This is a genomic window from Peptoniphilus stercorisuis (genome assembly GCF_017874395.1).
GTDB classification, from domain to species: Bacteria; Bacillota; Clostridia; order Tissierellales; family Peptoniphilaceae; genus Anaerosphaera; species Anaerosphaera stercorisuis.
Genome location: NZ_JAGGLJ010000015.1, coordinates 1 through 21,163, shown reverse-complemented (window position 1 = coordinate 21,163; position 21,163 = coordinate 1). Strand labels below are relative to the sequence as shown.

Annotated in this window: 12 protein-coding genes and 1 pseudogene; all 13 read left to right on the top strand. The window is 28.8% G+C overall.

All coding sequences use genetic code 11. From position 1 onward, the window contains the following. Positions 1-174: 174 nt before the first annotated feature. Positions 175-882, top strand: coding sequence for a GntR family transcriptional regulator (locus J2Z71_RS07295; RefSeq protein ID WP_210061635.1), 708 nt, complete (start codon positions 175-177; stop codon positions 880-882). 30 nt (positions 883-912) lie between these two features. Further along, positions 913-2,007: a M24 family metallopeptidase gene (locus J2Z71_RS07290; protein WP_210061634.1), complete on the top strand. Its 1,095-nt coding sequence runs from the start codon at positions 913-915 to the stop codon at positions 2,005-2,007. Between the two features lie 217 nt (positions 2,008-2,224). Next, positions 2,225-3,673 (top strand): YfcC family protein, encoded by a 1,449-nt coding sequence (locus tag J2Z71_RS07285; protein ID WP_210061632.1) that lies wholly within the window; start codon positions 2,225-2,227, stop codon positions 3,671-3,673. 15 nt (positions 3,674-3,688) lie between these two features. Next, positions 3,689-4,867: a M20 metallopeptidase family protein gene (locus tag J2Z71_RS07280; RefSeq protein WP_210061630.1), complete on the top strand. Its 1,179-nt coding sequence runs from the start codon at positions 3,689-3,691 to the stop codon at positions 4,865-4,867. A gap of 13 nt (positions 4,868-4,880) precedes the next feature. Continuing rightward, positions 4,881-6,008 (top strand): 4-hydroxybutyrate dehydrogenase, encoded by a 1,128-nt coding sequence (locus J2Z71_RS07275; RefSeq protein WP_210061628.1) that lies wholly within the window; start codon positions 4,881-4,883, stop codon positions 6,006-6,008. 407 nt (positions 6,009-6,415) lie between these two features. Further along, positions 6,416-7,438, top strand: a complete 1,023-nt coding sequence (pheS, locus tag J2Z71_RS07270) for a phenylalanine--tRNA ligase subunit alpha (protein ID WP_210061627.1) — start codon at positions 6,416-6,418, stop codon at positions 7,436-7,438. Positions 7,439-7,455: 17 nt separating this feature from the next. Then, entirely contained in the window at positions 7,456-9,837 is a 2,382-nt protein-coding gene (gene pheT / locus J2Z71_RS07265; RefSeq protein ID WP_210061625.1) for a phenylalanine--tRNA ligase subunit beta, read from the top strand. A 46-nt stretch (positions 9,838-9,883) separates the two neighbouring features. Further along, the gene (locus tag J2Z71_RS07260) at positions 9,884-10,438 is read left to right on the top strand and encodes a cell division protein ZapA (protein ID WP_210061623.1); all 555 of its coding nucleotides are present in this window, start codon (positions 9,884-9,886) and stop codon (positions 10,436-10,438) included. After that, positions 10,428-12,794 carry a U32 family peptidase gene (locus J2Z71_RS07255; RefSeq protein WP_210061621.1) on the top strand — a complete coding sequence of 789 codons (2,367 nt, stop codon included), beginning with the start codon at positions 10,428-10,430 and terminating at the stop codon, positions 12,792-12,794. The genes J2Z71_RS07260 and J2Z71_RS07255 overlap by 11 nt, the downstream gene beginning before the upstream one ends. Beyond that, positions 12,787-15,165, top strand: a complete 2,379-nt coding sequence (locus J2Z71_RS07250) for an endonuclease MutS2 (RefSeq protein ID WP_210061619.1) — start codon at positions 12,787-12,789, stop codon at positions 15,163-15,165. Before J2Z71_RS07255 ends, J2Z71_RS07250 begins: the two co-directional genes overlap by 8 nt. A 51-nt stretch (positions 15,166-15,216) precedes the next feature. Further along, positions 15,217-16,926: an arginine--tRNA ligase gene (gene argS / locus J2Z71_RS07245; protein WP_210061617.1), complete on the top strand. Its 1,710-nt coding sequence runs from the start codon at positions 15,217-15,219 to the stop codon at positions 16,924-16,926. A 421-nt stretch (positions 16,927-17,347) separates the two neighbouring features. Beyond that, the gene (gene nifJ / locus J2Z71_RS07240; protein ID WP_210061616.1) at positions 17,348-20,890 is read left to right on the top strand and encodes a pyruvate:ferredoxin (flavodoxin) oxidoreductase; all 3,543 of its coding nucleotides are present in this window, start codon (positions 17,348-17,350) and stop codon (positions 20,888-20,890) included. Positions 20,891-21,078: 188 nt separating this feature from the next. Then, positions 21,079-21,163 (top strand): annotated as a pseudogene (locus tag J2Z71_RS07235) (IS200/IS605 family transposase); the annotation flags it as partial.

Below are 21,163 nucleotides of genomic sequence, written 5' to 3'. Positions count from 1 at the left end.
TTTTAATATATTATATATCAAAGAAAATAGAAATACAATAACTAAATAAATATATTATAATAAAGATTGTATTTTAATTATTGGTTTATTTTATTATATTGAAAACGTATAATATATAGTCTATAGTATAATTAATGTATATTAATATGGATTTATTGAAAGGGCTAGATAATTATGAAAAAAAAAGTAGGATTATATGAAGAAGTGTATGATTATATTTTAGAACAAATTTTTCACGGAAAATTTGTATATGGTCAAAAAATTCCAGAAGAAGAAATATCCGAATACTTAGGAATTAGTAGAACTCCAATTCGAGAAGCATTAAGAAAGTTAGAATCAGATGGTTTAGTTGAAATTCTGCCTAAAAGATTTGCTCAAATAGTAACTCTTGAAGATGAAACTATTAAAGAGCTTGGAATAGTAAAGCTTCAATTAGATTCTTTAACTGCTCAATTAGCTGTTTTTAATGGTAGTAATGCAGATTTCCAAAAGTTAGAAGATATCAATAGAAGCTTATCTCATGCTATTGAAAAAAAAGATTTATATAATGTATTAAAGAAAGATATGGAATTTCATAAAACTTATACAGAAATTGGAGGTAATAATCTCTTAACGAATTTTCAATCTCAAATTCAATTAAAAATTGCATTACTTCAATCTGTTAAATTGAAAGAAAACCCTGAATTGATGAACCATAGTGCTTATGATCATAAAGACATAATTGAAAGCTTATATCTAAGAGATACAGAAAAAGTTTTACAATATATAATTCCGCATATTTCAGAGTTTTATGGAATAAATGCAGATGTGTATTCTATGATGATTGCAGATTTTAGTAATGGAAGAAATGCTATCCCTAAGGGAATTACTAAAATATTTTAAAAATATAATTTAGGAGGACTAATAAAATCTATGAACTTTCGCAAAAGATTAGACATTGTACAAAATAGATTAGAAAAATCTGAAATTGATTTATTTATGATAGGACCATCGTCATCATTAAAATATTTAGTTGGATATAATGGTAAAATAGACGAACGATTACTTTTACTTGTGATGATGCCAGGAGAAGAACCGTTTTTTATAGCTAATAGATTATATGAATTACAACTTAAAAAAACAATTATAAATGATTTTATTTTTTGGGATGATAAAGAAGAACCTGTTAAAAAATTAATTGAAAAATTAAAAAATCAAAATAAAAAAATAAAAAAAGTCGCTATAGATAAGTCTGTTCCAAGTTTATTTTCTATACCTATTTTGAATTCATTAAATAACTGTGAAGTTATTTTAGGGAATTCTTTAATTGATGATCTTAGAATAATAAAAGATGAAGAAGAGATAGAATATATGGCTAAAGCATGTAAACTAGCATCGGAATCACTAAGTGAAGTAATTGAACTTGGTGATTATTGGTTGGATAAAACAGAAAATGAGTTTATGGCATATTTAGCATTTGAAATGTCTAAAAGGAATTTAAAACTGCCTAGTGGTATTGTAGCTGTGGGAGAAAATGCAGCTGCACCGCATCATATAACAGGTAAAGATAAAATAAAAAATGGAAATGGTTTAATGGTTGATTTTGGAGGAAATTATAATAACTATAATACTGATATGACGAGGACTTTTCATTTTGGTATTCCTTCAGATGAATTTAAAAAAGTGTATGAAATAGTATTGGAAGCCAATAGATTAGGTAAGGAAGCGGCTAGAGTAGGTAATTTACTTGAAGATGTAGATAGAGCATCTAGAAATTATATTATAAAAAAAGGTTATGGTGAATTTTTTACTCATAGAACAGGACATGGAATTGGAATAGATGGGCATGAAGGGCCTTCTGCATGTGAAGGAGAAAAAACTCCTATAGTTGAAGGTATGGCATTTTCAGTAGAACCAGGAATTTATTTACCAGGGAAATTTGGCATTAGAATAGAAGATCAAGTTGTTATAACTAAAAATGGAATAAAAGTACTACATGATTTTCCGAGAAAACTGCAAATAAAATAAAAAAAAACCACTGAATATTCAGTGTTTTTTTTATTTTAAGTCTGTATTTCTATAAATAATATTATTTTTTTAATGACAATATATGTGTTGACAAAAATAGTAAATAATGATTTAATAGAAAATACAATTTGCTGTTTTGTATTTTTAAATGTAAACGATATTTTATACGCTGAAAACAGCCATAATTTTCAGTTATATTATTTGTTGAGGTGAAGATATGAATAAAAAAAATTCTGCAACCATGGATAAAAAAGTTTCTGCAGATTTAAAATCAAAAGAAAAGTTTGAATTTCCACATTCATTAATTATCATTTTTTTATTAATTTGTGTAGCAGCTATATTAACTTGGATTATTCCAGCTGGTGAATACGTTCGCTTTGAAGATCCAACAACTGGTAGATTAATTGTAGATCCTAATTCTTATCATAGAATAGAAAGAATGCCTGCAAGTATTTTTGATATATTTACTGCAATACCACGTGGATTAAATGAAGCGGGATGGATTGCTTGGATGGTACTTATAATAGGAGGATCATTCCACGTTATAGAAAGTACTAAGGCGACAAGAGCGTTAATTGGTAAATTTATGAATAAATTACGTGGTAGTAAAGGAGTCTATCTACTTCCAGTATTAATGCTTCCATTTTTCTTATTACCAGCAATAACAGGTAATGGAGAATCTATGCTTGCCTTTCTTCCTTTAGGAATATTAATAGCGCGTTCACTTGGATTTGATGCTATGACAGGACTGTGTATAGTAACGATTGCTTCATCTACAGGCTATACAACAGGTTTATTTAGTCCTTTTTCAACAGGAACTGCACAAAGTTTATGTGGGCTTCCAACATTTTCAGGATTATGGTTTAGAGCAATAGGAGCAGTACTATTATTTTCAGCATGTTCTTTTTGGGTAATAAAATATGCTTTAATGATTCAAAAAGATCCGTCAAAAAGTTATTGCTATGAATTGGAACAAAGTATTGGAAATAATGAAGAAGATTATTCGATTGTAGAGCTTACTACAAGAAGAAAAATATGTTTAGTTGAATTTTTATTTGGAATTTGTATGATTGTTTATGCTGCATTAGCTGGTTGGGACTTTAAAACTCGTTTTCCTGCAATATTTTTAATAATGGCTGTAGTAATAGGTTTAACAGCAGGATTTTCACCTAATAAACTAGCGGAAGAATTTGTAAATGGAGCAAAAATGGTTTTAGTAGGAGCATTAGTAACTGGTTTTTCAAAAGGTATTGGTGTTATATTAACAGATGCTAATATAATAGATACTATAGTTTATGGTTTATCTTCAATAGTTGTAGGTTTACCAAAACAAATCGGAGCTATGGCAATGCTTTTAGTTCAGTCTGTATTAAATTGTTTTATAATATCTTCAAGTGGTCAAGCGGCAGCAACAGTTCCTATAATGTCACCATTAGGAGATGTACTTGGATTAACACAACAAACGGTAGTAATGGCGTTTTTATATGGTGATGGTTTTTCAAATATGTTGTTACCGATGAATGCTTCAATAATGGGTGCATGTGCAATTTCTGGGATTACATATCCACAATATTTAAAGAGAGCATGGAAACACTATATTAGTTACATGATAATTGGATTTATTATGTTATTTATTGCAGCAACTATAAATCTAGGACCATTTTAATAAGGAGCAAATAGTATGTATGATTATTTAAAAAGAGCAAAAGAAATAGAAAAAGATATCATAAAAGATCGTAGACATATTCATCAAAATCCAGAAGTGGGAGATGAATTGCCAGAAACTTATAATTATGTAACAAGTAGATTAAAAGAGATGGGATATAAACCTGAAAAATGCGCGAAATATGGTGTAGTTGCAACAGTCGGAAATTCCGGGAAAACTTTTATGATAAGAGCAGATATGGATGCGCTTCCCATGGAAGAGGATAGCGGATTACCTTTTGCTTCTGTATATAAAGATAAAGCTCATACATGTGGACATGATACTCATATTGCAATGCTTTTAGGAGCTGCTAAACTTTTAAAAGAAAACGAACGAAATTTAAAAGGAACTGTTAAATTAATGTTTCAACCAAATGAAGAAGGATTAAATGGAGCTATAGATATGATTGATGATGGTGTTCTTAATGGAGTTGATAGAGCTCTTGCACTTCATATCGATGCTACTATGCCTCTTGGTTATTTAACTGTAGGAAGAGGACATTCTTTTGCGTCAAATGATTTTTTTGATATAGAAATTATAGGAAAAGGTGGTCATGCGGCTAGACCTGCAGATGCAATAGATCCAATAAATATTATGTCTCATATACAATTAGCTATTCAAAGTTTAATTAGTAGAGAAGCAACTCCTACAGAAACAAATGTAATATCAATTACATCTGTAAAAGCAGGTGAAGGAGCTTATAATATAATTCCAGACAAGGCAATAATGAAGGGTACTTTAAGAACATATAATGAAGAGCAAAGAGCCTTATTAAAAGTTCGATTAAAAGAAATATCAGAACAAATTGCAAGTGTATTTAAAGCAAATGCTAAAATAACTTATCACGGTGATGGAATTCCTGCACTACATTGTAATGAAATATTATCTGAAGAATTAGAGAATTATGCTAATGAACTTTTGGGGGAAGGTTATGTTGCAGAAAAACCATTTAAAAAAGTAGGTTCTGAAGATTTTGCTTATATTTGTCAAAGAATACCTTCAGGATATTTTTTCTTAGGTGCAGGACCAGATGAAAAAAGTGTGTGGCCTTATGGACAACACAATCCGAAAGTTGTTCACAATGAAAGTGCTTTTTGTATGGGTGCAGCAGTGTATGCGCAATGTGCATCTAGATGGTTAGAAGAAAACAGATGATTTGTTTAAGGAGATGACTACAATTAAGCAGATAATTCTAAAAACAGAACTTTATAAATTTAATAAAGTTACTGAATTTATTAATGATTTTAAAATCGATGAAAATGACTTAATTTTAACAAATGAATATATATTCATACCGTATTTTAAAGAATTAAATATAAAAGCTAATGTTATATTTCAAGAAAAATATGGAAATGGAGAACCAACTGATGAAATGTTTGAAAGAATATATTTAGATATATCTAAGTTGAAAGAATATAGAAGAGTAATCGGAGTTGGTGGGGGAACAATTATGGATTTAGCTAAAATATTAGCTCTTAAAAATTGTTCTCCTGTTGAAGATTTATTTAGTGGAAATATAAAAATTGAAAAAGATAAAGAGTTGATTTTAATTCCAACAACTTGTGGAACTGGTTCTGAAGTTACAAATATCTCAATACTTTCATTTGTATCTAAAAATACAAAAATAGGTTTAGCTGTAGATGAAATGTATGCAGATAAAGCTGTGATATTACCAGAACTTTTAGAGGGTTTACCTTTTCAGTTTTTTGCATCAAGTTCTATAGATGCATTAATACATGCAGTTGAATCTAGTTTATCTCCAAAATCAACGGAATATACTGAGCTTTTTAGTTATAAAGCAATTGAAAAAATAATAAAAGGTTACCAGTATATAGTAGAAAATGGAGAAGAATCTCGAAAAAATATGTTAGAAGAGTTCTTAATAGCTAGTAACTATGCAGGAATTGCTTTTGGAACAGCAGGTTGTGCGACTGTTCACGCTTTAAGTTATCCTTTAAGTGGTACTTTTCATGTTCCACATGGAGAGGCTAACTATGCTGTTTTTATAGCTGTAATGAAAAAATATATGACAAAAAAATCAGATGGAAAAATTAAAAAATTAAATATATTTTTAGCTAATCTTTTAGAATGTGATGAAGAAAATGTTTATAATAATTTAGAATTACTTTTGAACAAAATAATTTATAAAAAAACTCTAAAAGAATATGGTGCAAATATTGAAATTTTAGAAGAGTGGACAAAAAATGTATTAGAAACACAACAAAGGTTAATAGTAAATAGTTTTGTTCCTTTAAATTCAGCTGATATTTTAGATATTTATAAGTCTTTAAACTAAATTTATTAAAGGATTATAAATTCAAATACAGATGGTGATAAACCATCTTGGTATTAATATAAATAAAAAGGTCTGTGCATATGCACAGACCTTTTTATGGATCATTTTATATTAGTTTAATATTAAAAGTTTTAAAATTAGTTACTATATATTTATCCAAAAATTCAAAAAATAATCACAAATATTTAAACTAGTATAAATTTAATTAAATAAAATAATAAATCTTAAAATATTTCTTGTATCATATTCTTTTATTATGTTAAATATATAAAATTTTATGATAAACTAAAATATAATTATAATTTTAAAATCTTGTATTTTTAAATTTATGAAACAGTCGCATTCGTTGAAAATAACACTTTATAATGATATAATTATTTTTATGAATGAAGAAACGGGAGGATATAATGAAAGAAAAACTTTTAGATATTAAAAATAGAGCAAAAGAATCTCTTGAAAATGCAAATAATATAGATGAAATAGAAAAAATCAGAGTTTCTATTTTAGGTAAAAAGGGAGAACTTACTGGAGTACTTAAAGGTATGGGTAAACTTTCTAAGGAAGAAAGACCTGTAATTGGTGCTGTTGCTAATGAAATTAGAACTGAAATTGAAAGAGATCTTGAAGAAAAAAAAGCAGCATTAGATAAAAAACTTTTAGACGCAAAGCTAAAAGAGGAAAGAATAGACATAACACTTAAAACTAAAGATTTTAAAATAGGTCATGAAAATCCACTTATTAAAACTACAAATGAACTTGAAGATTTATTTGTTAGTATGGGATTTAGAGTTTATGATGGACCAGAAATTGAGTCTGTTGAAAACAACTTTGATCTTTTAAATGCACCAGATAATCATCCATCTAGAGATTTATCTGATACTTTTTATATAAATGAAAACACTTTATTAAGAACTCAAACATCTCCTGTACAAATTAGAGCTATGAAAGAACATGGAGCTCCTATTAGAATGATTTGTCCAGGTAGAGTTTTTAGATCTGATGAGGTAGATGCAACTCATTCTCCTATGTTTCATCAATTAGAGGGACTTATTGTAGATAAAAACATTTCTCTTGCAAATTTATTTGAAACTCTTAATACTGTTGTAAAAACTCTTTTTGGAGAAAATATACAAACTAGATTTAGACCTCACTATTTTCCATTTACAGAACCAAGTGCTGAAGTGGATGTTACTTGTACGGAATGTGGCGGTACAGGATGTCCAAGCTGTAATAATACAGGATGGAGTATGGAACTTTTAGGATGTGGTATGGTTCATCCAAATGTTCTTAGAAACTGTGGAATAGATCCAGAAGTTTATAGTGGATTTGCCTTTGGTATGGGAATAGATAGAATCGCAATGGTAAAATACGGAATTGACGATATAAGACTTTTATTCGAAAACGACGACAGATTTTTAAATCAATTTTAATGGAGGGCTAAATTAATATGTTATTACCAGTAAAATGGCTTAGAGACTATGTTGATATAGATGAAAGTGCAAAAGTAATTGCAGATGAAATCACAGCAACAGGTTCTCATGTAGAGTCAATAGAAGATAGATCAGAAGGAATTAAAAAAATAGTAGTAGGAAAAATTTTAAGTATTGAAAATCATCCTGATGCAGATAAACTTGTAGTTTGCCAAGTTGATGTTGGTGAAGAAAAACTTCAAATAGTAACTGCTGCTACAAATGTATTTGAAGGAGCGACAGTTCCAGTTTGTTTAGTTGGTTCACATCTTGCTGATGGAACTAAAATTAAAAAAGGTAAACTTCGTGGAGTTGAATCTTTTGGAATGTTTTGTTCTTTAGAAGAAGTTGGATATGATAATTCAATTATTTCAAAGGAAGCAAAAGATGGTATTTTTATTATAAATGAAGATTTAAAGTTAGGCTCTAGTTTTATAGAAGCACTAAATTTAGAATATGAAGTTATTGAAATTGAAATTACACCAAATAGATCAGATTGTTTAAGTATTATAGGTATGGCTAGAGAAACTGCTGCTACTTTTAAGAAAGAACTACATGAACCAAAAATTGAAATAAAAGAAGAATTTGATGATATTAAAGACTATTTTGATTCTGTTGAAATCGAAACAGAAAATTGTAATAGATTTTATGCAAGAGTTTTAAAGGATGTTGAGATTAAAGAATCTCCACTTTGGCTTCAAAATTATATTACATCTTGTGGAATAAGACCTGTAAATAATATAGTGGATTTAACAAATTTTGTTATGCTTGAATATGGCCAACCGCTTCATGCTTATGATCTAGCAGATTTAAAAGAAAGAAAAATAGTTGTAAGACAAGCTAAAGAAAATGAAACTATAAAAACTTTAGATGATCAAGATAGAAAATTAGAAATTGAAGATATTGTAATTACAGATGGAACTAATGCAATAGGACTTGCTGGAATTATGGGAGGATTTGATTCTGAGGTTAAGAAAGAGACTAAGACAATTCTTTTAGAAGGTGCAAGTTTTAATGATAAAAACATTAGAAAAACTTCAAAAAGACTTAATCTAAGAACTGATGCTTCTGCAAGATTTGAAAAAGGTGTAGATTCAAATTATGCAAGTGTTGCAGTAAATCGTGTATGTCAACTTGCAGAAGAAATTGGTGCTGCAAAAGTTGTTAAAGGCGAAATAGATAATTACAAAAATAAAAGAGAAGTAACAGAAGTTAAGTTAAGAAAAGATAAATGTAATAAATTAATTGGAATTGAAATTTCAATTGAAGAAATGGCAGAAATTTTAAATAGACTTGAAATAGAAACTAAAATAAATGGAGATGAGCTTACTGCTTATATTCCAACTTTTAGATTTGATATTGAAATTGAAGAAGATTTAATTGAAGAAGTTGCAAGAATATATGGATTTGACAATATTATTCCAAAACCACTTGAGGGAAGTATAACAGTTGGTGGAAAACCAGAGCTTAGAATTCTTGAAGAGAGAGTAAAAAATGTATTATTCTCATTAGGTTGTAGTGAATTTATGACTTATTCCTTTGTAAGTCCTTCAAATTTTGATAAATTAAATATTAATAAAGATGATGAAATAAGAAATGTAGTTAAACTTATAAATCCATTAGGTGAAGAATATAGTATTATGAGAACTACACTTGTTTCAAATATGCTTGAAGCTCTATCAAGAAATGAGCATAGAGGAAATCAAAATGTAGCTGGATTTGAGTTTGGAAATATATTTATTCCACAAGGAGAAGATTTACCTAAGGAAGAACATAAATTAACAGTTGGTTTTTATGATTTAGGAGATTTTTATTATCTTAAAGAAATGATTGAAAAGGCTCTTTGGGAAATAGGAATAAATAATTTAACTTATAAAAGAGCTAGTGAAAATTATCTACATCCAGGAAGATCTGCAGAAATATATTTAGGCGATGAAAAAATAGGTGTACTTGGAGAAGTTCACCCAAGTGTTCTTAAAAACTATGAAATGAAAAAAAGAGCATATGTTGCAGAAATTGAATTTGAAAGACTTCTTCCATATGCTATAGAAAATTATAAATATAGTTCACTTCCTAAGTATCCATCAATGAAAAGAGACCTTGCAATAGTAATTGACAGAGATGTAGATGCTTATGAAATTGAAGAAATCGCAAAAAATAATGGTAAAAAATTATTAGAAAGTTTTAATATTTTTGATATATATACTGGAGAAAATATTGGAAATAATAAAAAATCTGTTGCTTTTTCAATGATATTTAGAGCGCAAGATAGAACTCTTGTAGAAAAAGAAGTTAATGAAATTGTAGAAAAAGTTGTTGAAGAACTTGAAAATAAGATAGATGCACGTTTAAGAAGTTAAATTAAGGTAGACAAATGTCTACCTTTTCTTAAAGAAGGAGGGTATTATGTCTAATAGTCACAAAGTAAAAGTCCAGATAGATGATATGAATTTTGTCGTCGTAGGTGGAGATAGTGAGGAATATGTAAAGGGCCTTGCAACTGTTTTAAATAATAAAATAGAAGAGACTAGAAATTCTAATTATAGATTAAATCAGTTTCAAAGTTTAGTTTTAACAGCACTAAATATATTAGACGAAAAAGAGAAAGCTATTCAAAAAGGTGAAAAATTAGTAGCTGTAACAGAAGATGAAAATAAAGCTCTTGAGACAATAAAGGAATTACAAAAAGCAAAGGAAGAAATTAGAAAATTAGAATCTAATAAAATTAAATATGATTCGATTATTGCTGATTGTAATATAAATATAAAAGAGTTAGAAAAAGAAAATAGAGAATTAAAAAACACAATTGATGAAAAAGATGATAGAGAAAAAGAACTAATTTTAGAATTAGATGATTCTAAGGAAGAAATTAGAAAATTAGAAGAACAAATTTATGATGCTCAAAAAAGAGTTATAGATTTGAATAGAGAGTTGGAAAGTTTAACAGATCATGAAGAATAATTATGAAATATTATCACCAGCAGGAAACTTTGAATCTTTAGTTTCAGGGATAAATGCAGGATGTAATGCGATATATTTAGGTGGAGAAAAATTTAGTGCAAGATCAAAGGCTATAAATTTCTCAAATGAAGATTTAATTAAGGCAGTGAACTATGCACATTTAAGAAAAGCTAAAATTTATGTAACTATAAATATTCTTATAGATGATAGTGAAATGGAAGATGCTTTGAAATTTGCAAAATTCTTATATGAAATTGGAGTAGATGCTCTTATAGTTCAAGATATTGGATTTGCAATTAATGTTAGAAAATTGTTTAAGAATATGGAAATTCATGCAAGTACTCAAATGGCAATTAATAACTTATATGGTGCTAAATTTGTGGAAAGTTTAGGATTTGAAAGAGTTGTGCTTGCTCGAGAAACAGAACTTTTTGAAATAAATAGAATTAAGAAAAATACATCTTTAGATATAGAAGCATTTATTCATGGAGCGTTATGTGTTTGCTTTTCTGGAGAGTGTTTGATGAGTTCTATGATAGGTGGAAGATCTGGAAATAGGGGAGATTGTGCTCAACCTTGTAGAAAAAAATATGAAATATATGATTTAAATAAAGAAAAAATTGCAGAAAGTGCAAACTTCTTATCAACTAAGGATTTAAATACTTTAGATAATGTAGAGGATTTAATTGACAGAGGAGTATATTCTTTAAAAATAGAAGGTCGAATGAAAAGACCAGAGTATGTATCTCAGATAGTATCTACTTACAAAAAATCTATTGAATCTACATTAGATGAAATAGATTATGAAAATACTACTCAAATTTTTAATAGAGGATTTACAAAGGGATTATTTTATGGAGATTTTGGAAGAGATTTTATATCATATGATAGACCAGATAATAGGGGAATACTTGTAGGAGAAGTGCTATCTAAAAATAGAAACACTTATATATTATCATTTAAAAAAGATGTATCTGAAAAGGACGGGCTAGAGTTTAGAACTAATAATGGATATTTTGGAACTCGTGCAAACTTTAATATTAAAGCTGGAAAAATTGTGAAATTTGAAACTAATAAAGATATTAAAGTAAATTCACAAATTTATAAGACATCATCAGATTCTCTATTAAATTCTTTAAGAGAAGATATAAATGAAGAGAAAAAATTCCATGATATAAGTATTCATGGAGAGTTTTTATTAGGTAAGTATCCAAAACTTGAGATAAAATTAGGGGATTATTCAGTTGAAACTTATGGTGAGTCTATTGTTGAAGAAGCGAAAAAAGCTCCTTTAACTGAAGAAAAAATAATAAATAATCTTACAAAACTTGGAAATACTGTATATAACGCTTGTGATATAAATCTAAAATTAGATGAAAATATATTTATGCCAGTTTCTCTACTAAATAGTCTAAGAAGAGATGCAATAGAAAAATTAGATGCATATTTATTAAAAATAGATAGAGAAGAAATTGATTTTAATAAAAATGATTTTAAGGTAAAAAGAGATATAGAAGACAAAGATGCTAAAGTATCTGTTGAGATAAATAATCTAGAAGATTTAAAAGATATTAATATAAATAGTGTTGATAATATTTATATGGATATGAGAAATATAAATGATAGTATTGTTGATTATATAAAAGAAAATAATGTAAAATTAACAGTTGTATTTCCAAAATATCAAACTTCAATAGAACTTGAAGAATCTATTTATAAATTAGATTCATTTATTGATTATGTTGATGGAGTATGTCTAAATAATTTAGCTCAAGTTGAAATATTTAAAGATGAAGATATTAAAAAAATTGCAGATATTGGTTTAAATATTTTCAACTCTTATACTGCAAATGAATTTATAAAAATGGGATTTGAAAAACTTATATTATCTCCAGAGTTAAATATAAAACAAATTAGAAATATTGCAAAAAACTTTGCAGATAAAATTGAAATAGTATCTCATGGATTAATACCAGTTATGACTATGCCACATTGTCCTATGTCAATTGTAAAAAATTGTAAAGATTCTAGTAATTGTGATATGTGTAAATTTGCTAAAGGATTTTTTGTAAGAGATACAATGGATGTTGATTTCTTAGTAGAAAGACGAGATGGTATTTCTGAAATTTATAATTCTTATCCAATTATGCTAATTGATAAAATAGAAGAATTTAAAAAAATAGGTGTATCTTCATATAAATTAAATTTAAGAGGAGATATAGAAAAAACTATAGATATATATTCAAAAGCCTTAAAAGGTTATGAATATAGTGATGGAAAAACTAGAGATCTATTAATAGAGAAGTTTGGACATATTACCTATGGTCACTATAACAGGGGGATAATAAATGAGTAAATTATTTGAAAAATCACAAAGAGTATTAGAATTTGATAAAATAATTTATGAACTTGAAGAACTTGCAATATCAAAACCTGGAAAAGAATTAGTTAAAAATACAGAGATTTCTTTAGATTTAGAAGAGATTAAAAAAAGACAAAATGAAACATCTGAAGCAGTTAATTTAATAATTAAAAAAGGAGAACCACCTCTTTTTGGAATATATCCTATGAAAGATTATATGCAAAGAGTAGCTATTGGTGGAAGTTTATCTCCACTTGCATTATTAAATGTAAGTGATTTTTTAAGAGTATCAAGATATTTAAAAAATTATATGAATGCAGAAGATGATTTAAGTGTGAATTTTCCAGTTATAACTGGACTTATAGAAAATCTTAGTAGCTTTAGAAATATAGAAGATAAAATAAATGAAGCTATTATTTCAGAAGATGAAATTTCTGATAATGCATCTACAAAACTTGCATCAATCAGAAGACAAATTCAAAGAAAAAAAGATTCTGTAAGAGATAAATTAAATCAAATAGTAGCAAGTGATAAGGATAAGACTCTTCTTCAAGATTCAATAGTTACTATTAGAGAGGGAAGATATGTTGTTCCTGTAAAACAGTCTAATAAATCAAAGGTAAAAGGTCTTGTTCATGATGTTAGTTCTAGTGGGCAAACTGTATATATAGAGCCAATGGCTGTTGTAAATTTAAATAATGAACTTCGTGAACTTGCAGCTGAAGAAAGAGAAGAGATAGAGAGAATTTTACTTGAATTATCTGCACTTGTATCAGAGGTATCTTATGAAATTTTAGCAAATGAAACTATATTAACAGAGGTTGATTTTATATTTGCTAAGGGAAGATTATCTTTAAAACAAAATGCTAATAGTCCAAGTTTAAATAATAAAGGATATACAAATTTAAAAGAGGCAAGACATCCATTATTAAATCAAGACAATATTGTTCCAATAGATATATATATTGGAGATGACTTTACTTCTTTAATTATTACAGGCCCTAATACTGGTGGTAAAACAGTTACTTTAAAGACAATAGGATTATTGACATTAATGACACAATATGGGCTTCATATACCAGCGAAAGAAAGCTCTGAAATAGGAATAGTAAAGAATGTATTTGCTGATATTGGAGATGAACAAAGTATAGAACAATCTCTATCAACTTTTTCATCACATATGGTAAATATTGTTGAGATTTTAAAAGAGGCAACAAGTGATTCTTTAGTATTATTTGATGAGCTTGGAGCAGGAACAGATCCAACTGAGGGAGCGGCTCTTGCAAGATCTATTATGGATTATATGCTAGAAAGAAATATTAGAACTATTTCAACAACTCATTATAATCAACTAAAAATTTATGCATTAACTGTTGATGGAGTAAGAAATGCTTCTATGGAATTTAATGTAGATACACTTTCTCCAACATATAAACTTTTAATAGGTGTTCCTGGAAAATCTAATGCCTTTGAAATTTCAAAAAGACTTGGACTTTCTGATGAGATTATAGATTATGCAAGGGATTTAATAAGTGAGGATAATATTGAGTTTGAAAATGTCTTAAAATCCATTGAAGAAGATAGGACAAAAATTGAAAAACATAGAGATGAAGCCAGAAGACATGAATTAGATCTTGAAAAGAAAAATAGAGAACTTGAAAAAGAAATTGAAAAAGTTAAATCTCAAAAAGATAAAATAATAAATGATGCAAAAATAGAAGCTAAAAGAATTTTAAATGCTACAAAAGATGATATAAATCTAGTTCTTGATGAAATTCATTCTATAAAAGAAGAAGTAAATACTGAGCAAGCAAGAAGATTACAACAAGCTCAAGACGTACTTAGAGATGATCTTAAAAAAGTAGCTGTTGGAAATAAAAAAATAAAAATTGAAAAAGTTAAAAATCCTGTTAAAAATATAAAGATTGGAGACTCTGTAAGGGTAAGTTCTTTAGATGCTGAAGGAACAGTTTTAGAACTTCCTGATTCACAGGGCAATGTTTTAGTTCAAATAGGTATGATGAAAATGAAACTTCCAAAGGCTTCTTTAGTGATGTCTGAAAAAGTTGAAGAAAAGTCAAAACAAAGAACTAAAAAAATAATAGAAAGAAAAGCTAAAAATATCACTACTGAAATAGATGTTAGAGGCATGAATTTTGATGATGCAAAAATAGAAGTTGATAAATATTTAGATGATGCTTATCTTTCTGGACTAAAATCTGTTAGAATAATACATGGAAAGGGTTCTGGAGTTTTAAGACAAAAATTAAAAGAGGACCTAAGATATAATAAGCATGTTAAGTCTACAAAAGATGCACCATATAACGAAGGTGGAACAGGTGTAAGCATTGTAGAATTAAGGTAAGTAGTGTATAATATAAAAAATAACATAAAACGTGATTTTAAAGGAGTAAGTATGATTAATTTTAAAGAGGAAATTGTAAAGATTTTAGATGAAAAAATTGAAAGTCTTTCAGCTGAAGAAATTAGAAATGCCATAGAAACACCTCCAAATTATGAAATGGGAGACTATGCGTTTCCAGTATTCTCTCTTGCAAAAGTATATAGAAAAAACCCTGCAATAATTGCAAGTGAAATAGCTGAATCAATTGATAGTAACTTATTTGAAAAAGTAGAATCTGCATCTGCATATATTAACTTTTTCATTAATAAGGATGTTTTATCAGAAAATATCTTAGAAGAAGGTAAAGAAAGAGGATCTGACTTTGGAAAGGTTAATGTTGGACAAGGAAGAAATGTAGTAGTTGAATACTCTTCTCCAAATATTGCAAAACCATTCCATATTGGACATATTCGTACAACAATAATAGGAGATTCTTTAAAGAGAATTTATGACTTCTTAGGATATAATACTATAGCTATTAACCATTTAGGAGATTATGGTACTCAATTTGGAATGCTAATAGTAGCTATTAAAAAATGGGGAGATCTTAAAGTAATTGAAGAAAACCCAATACCAGAACTATTAAAATTATATGTTCAAATCAATGCAGAAACAGAAAAAGATCCTGCTCTAAGAGATGAATGTAGATACTGGTTTAACCAACTTGAAAAAGAAAATGAAGAAGCTGTAGAACTTTGGAAATGGATTAAAGAAGTATCTCTAAAAGAATTTAATAAAGTATATGACATGTTTGGAATAAAATTCGATTCTTATAATGGAGAATCATTCTATTCAGACAAAATGCCAGCAGAAGTTGAACAACTTGAAAAATCTGGAGCTTTAGTAGATTCTGAAGGAGCTAAGATTGTAGATCTTGAAAAATATGGATTACCACCTTCACTAATTATTAAATCTGATGGTTCAACTATCTATATTACAAGAGATATTGCAGCAGCTCATTATAGACATGAAACTTATAAACCATATAAAAATATATATGTAGTTGGATCTCAACAAATTCTACATTTCCAACAATTAAAAGCTATATTAAAAGAAATGGAATATGACTGGTCAGATGAAGTAGTTCATGTGCCATTTGGAATGGTTTCTCTTGAAGAAGGAACTCTTTCTACAAGAAAAGGTAGAGTAGTATATCTTGAAGATGTATTAAATAAAGCAGTAGATAAAGTTGAAGAAATCTTAACTGAAAGAGAAATTCAAAAAGGCGAAAAAATTGAAAATAAAGATGAACTAGCTAAACAAGTAGGTATTGGAGCAGTTAAATTCCAAGAACTATTTAATCAAAGAATTAAAGATTATGCATTTAGCTGGGATAAGACTTTAGCATTTGATGGTGAAACAGGACCATATGTACAATATGTTCATGCAAGAATTTGTTCACTTCTTGAAAAAGGTGGATTTAGTTTAGAAAATGAAGTAGATCCTACATTATTAAGTGAAGAAGCAGAAGTTAATTTATTAAGAACACTTTATAACTTCTCAGATGTAGTTGTAGATGCTCATGAAAAATATGAACCATACTTTGTTACAAGATATACAACTGAACTTGCTAAACAATTTAATAAATACTACAACACTACTCAAATTATTGTAGAAGATGAAAAACTTAAAAATACTAGACTTCTTTTATGTTATATAGTTAAAAACGTAATTAAAGAAGGACTAAACTTAATTGGGGTAGAAGCACCAGAAAAAATGTAATTTAAAATAATTAGAAAGTACAATTTATTTGTACTTTCTTTTTTTATATAAAAAATTATATGAAAAAACGTTTATTTTATCCTAAAAAAAGGTATATATACATAGTATTATATTTCATTATAAAATTAATATTTTTTATATAAATTTATATGTTCTAATATATTTTTTGTATAACATAATTTAATGGACATCTTCTGTCTAAAAACCCACATTATAAAATTTCAAAACAATAAATCTCAAAGTATGATATGTTATATATGTAGTTTAGTATAATTACTATACTTTTTATTTGCATTTATGACATTGTATATATAATTTTACAATAATTGCAAAAGAAGAAGAGTAGAACTATAATAATACTAGTATGTTTTGTTAATATTATCTTAAATGTTTAATATGTATAAATTAATGGGAGGTATATATGGGAAAAATATTTAAAACTATGGATGGTAATGAAGCAGCAGCACACGTATCATATGCGTTTTCTGACATTGCTTGTATCTATCCTATAACACCATCTTCTCCGATGGCTGAACATGTTGATGCATGGGCATCACAAGGAAGAAAAAACATTTTTGGACAAGAAGTTCTTGTTAAACAACTTCAATCAGAAGGTGGAGCAGCAGGAGCAGTTCATGGTTCTTTACAAGCAGGTTCATTAACATCTACTTATACAGCATCACAAGGTTTACTATTAATGTTACCTAATATGTATAAAATAGCAGGAGAATTACTACCAAGTGTATTCCACGTTGCAGCTCGTGCTTTAGCATCACATGCACTTTCAATCTTTGGTGATCACCAAGACGTTATGGCTTGTCGTGCATCAGGATTTGCTATGCTTGCATCTGGATCAGTTCAAGAAGCAATGGATTTAGGTGGAGTTGCTCATCTTGCATCAATTAAAGGTAGAGTTCCATTCCTACATTTCTTTGATGGATTTAGAACATCTCATGAAATTCAAAAAATTGAAGTTCTTGATTATGATGATTTAGCTAAACTTGTTGATTATGATGCTGTTAAAGCATTTAGACAAAGAGCTTTAAATCCAAATCAACCAGAAGTTCGTGGTACAGCTCAAAACCCTGATATTTATTTCCAATCAATAGAAGCATCTAATAGATACTATGAAAATATTGTAGGAATTACTGAAGAATACATGAAAGAAATCTCTAAAGTAACAGGAAGAGATTATGGACTATTCAATTATTATGGAGATAAAGAAGCTGAAAATGTAATAATAGCAATGGGATCAGTTACTGAAGCTATTGAAGAAGTAGTTGACTATCTAAATGCTAAGGGAGAAAAAGTAGGTCTTCTAAAAGTACATCTATATAGACCGTTATCTAAAGAACACTTTATGGCAGCTATGCCTAAGACTGTTAAGAAAATCGCTGTTCTTGACAGAACTAAAGAAAAAGGTGCTATTGGAGAACCTCTATATCTTGATGTTAGAGATATGTACTATGGAGAAGAAAATGCTCCATTAATCGTTGGTGGTATTTACGGACTAGGTTCAAAAGATACTAACCCTTCACATATCTTATCTGTTTACAGAAACTTAGATAGAGAAGAACCAATGAATGACTTTACAATTGGTATTAATGATGATGTTACTCATAAATCACTTCCAGTTGAAGAAGTAATTACAACTGAACCAGAAGGAACTATTAGATGTAAATTCTGGGGATTCGGATCAGATGGAACAGTTGGAGCTAACAAGAGTGCAATCAAAATTATCGGAGATAATACAGATATGTATGCTCAAGGATATTTTGACTATGACTCTAAAAAATCAGGTGGAGTTACAATGTCTCATTTAAGATTTGGACACCACAAAATTACTTCAACTTACCTACTTTCAGAATCTGACTTTATATCATGTTCAAAACAATCATATATTCACCAATATGATCTATTAAGAGGTCTTAGAAAAGGTGGAAAATTCTTAATGAACACTACTTGGAGTGAAGAAGAACTTGATACACATCTTCCAGGTTCATTAAAGAAATATATTGCTGAAAATGATATTGAATTCTATATTATCAATGCAACTAAAATTGCAGCTGAAATAGGACTAGGCGGAAGAACAAATATGGTAATGCAATCAGCATTCTTTAAATTATCAGAAGTACTTCCTATGGATGAAGCTGTTAAATACCTTAAAGACGCTATCGTAAAAGATTACGGCAAAAAAGGTGATGACATTGTTAATATGAACTACAAAGCTGTAGAATTAGGAATGGACGCACTTCATAAAGTTAATGTTCCAGAAAGTTGGAAAAATTCAGATGTATCTGAAGATCATAGCATCCCAGGAGCACCTCAATTTATCAATGACATTCTAGTACCAATGACTAGACAAGAAGGAAATGACCTACCTGTATCAGCATTTGTTGATAGAGTAGATGGAACATTCCCATCAGGAACAAGTAAATATGAAAAAAGAGGAATTGCAGTTAATGTACCTCATTGGAAAATCGAAAATTGTATCCAATGTAACCAATGTTCACTTGTATGTCCTCATGCAGTAATTAGACCATTCTTACTTGATGAAGAAGAAAAGAAAAATGCACCAGAAACTTTTGAAACTAAAAAAGGTATGGGTAAAGGTGCTGATAAATATGAATACAGAATCCAAATTTCACCATTAGATTGTACTGGTTGTGGAAACTGTGCTCAAGTTTGTCCTGCAAAAGACAAAGCTCTTGAAATGATACCATTTGAAGATGAATATGAAGTTCAAGCAGCTAACTGGGATTACGCAATGACAGTTAAGTCAAAACAAGACGACTTTGAACCAACTAATGTTAAAAACTCACAATTCTTCATGCCACATCTTGAATTCTCAGGAGCATGTGCTGGTTGTGGAGAAACTCCTTATGTTAAGTTAGTAACTCAATTATTTGGAGATAGAATGAGTATTGCAAATGCTACAGGTTGTACTTCAATCTGGGGTGGATCAGCTCCATCAATGCCATATTGCACAGATTCTTGTGGAAATGGACCATCATGGGCTAACTCACTATTTGAAGATAATGCTGAATTCGGATTTGGTATGGCAATATCTCAAACTCAATCAAGAAACTTAGTTAAAACTTTAATGGAACAATTTATCGAACTTAATGCTGATTCTGAAATCAACGAAGCATTCAATGCTTGGATTGAAGGAATGGACGATGCTAAAGCATCTAAAGCTGCAAGTGCAAAAGTTGTTAATCTATTAGACAAAAAAGTTTCAGATGAAAAAGCTGCAAAACTTTTAGATGAAATTAAGGTACTTGAAAGATTCTTAATTAAGAAATCACAATGGATCCTTGGTGGAGACGGATGGGCTTATGACATTGGATTTGGCGGTGTTGACCATGTTCTTGCATCAGGTGAAGACATTAATATAATGGTAGTAGATACAGAAGTTTACTCAAATACAGGTGGACAAGCTTCTAAAGCAACTCCAACTGGTGCAATAGCTCAATTTGCTGCATCAGGTAAAGTTATTAAGAAGAAAGACCTTGGAATGATTGCTGCAACTTACGGATATGTATATGTAGCTCAAATCGCTCTTGGCGCTGACAAGAACCAAGCTCTTAAAGCTATTAAAGAAGCAGAAGCTTATAATGGACCATCATTAATTATTTGTTATGCTCCATGTATTAACCACGGAATCAAAAAAGGTATGGGAGTTTCAATTGAAGAAGAAAAGAAAGCAGTTGAAACTGGATATTGGAACCTTTACAGATTTAATCCTGAACTTAAAAAAGAAGGAAAAAATCCATTCATTTTAGATTCTAAAGAACCTACTAAATCATATAGAGAATTCCTTGATGGAGAAGTAAGATATACTTCACTTAAGAAGATGTTCCCTGAAAGAGCAGAAGCTTTATATGAAGAAGCAGAAGAAAATGCAAAAGAAAGATTAGATTACTACAAGAGATTTCAAGCAGCTGGAGAAGATGCTGAATAATTAAAATAGTAATTAAAAAAGACACAGGAAACTGTGTCTTTTTTTGTAAATAGAAAACCCCTAGTTAGATTGGGGGTTCCGTAAAGCTTTAGCGCTTTAGCGTTAATTCTCTAAAAATTAAAAAACCTCTAGTGATAAAATAATATTGTAGCCTGTCAACTACAAGAAAATATCACTAGAGGTTTTTTATGTTAAATAATAATATACACAGTTTATCACATACAAAATGGAACTGTAAATATCATATAGTTTTTGCGCCAAAATATAGAAGAA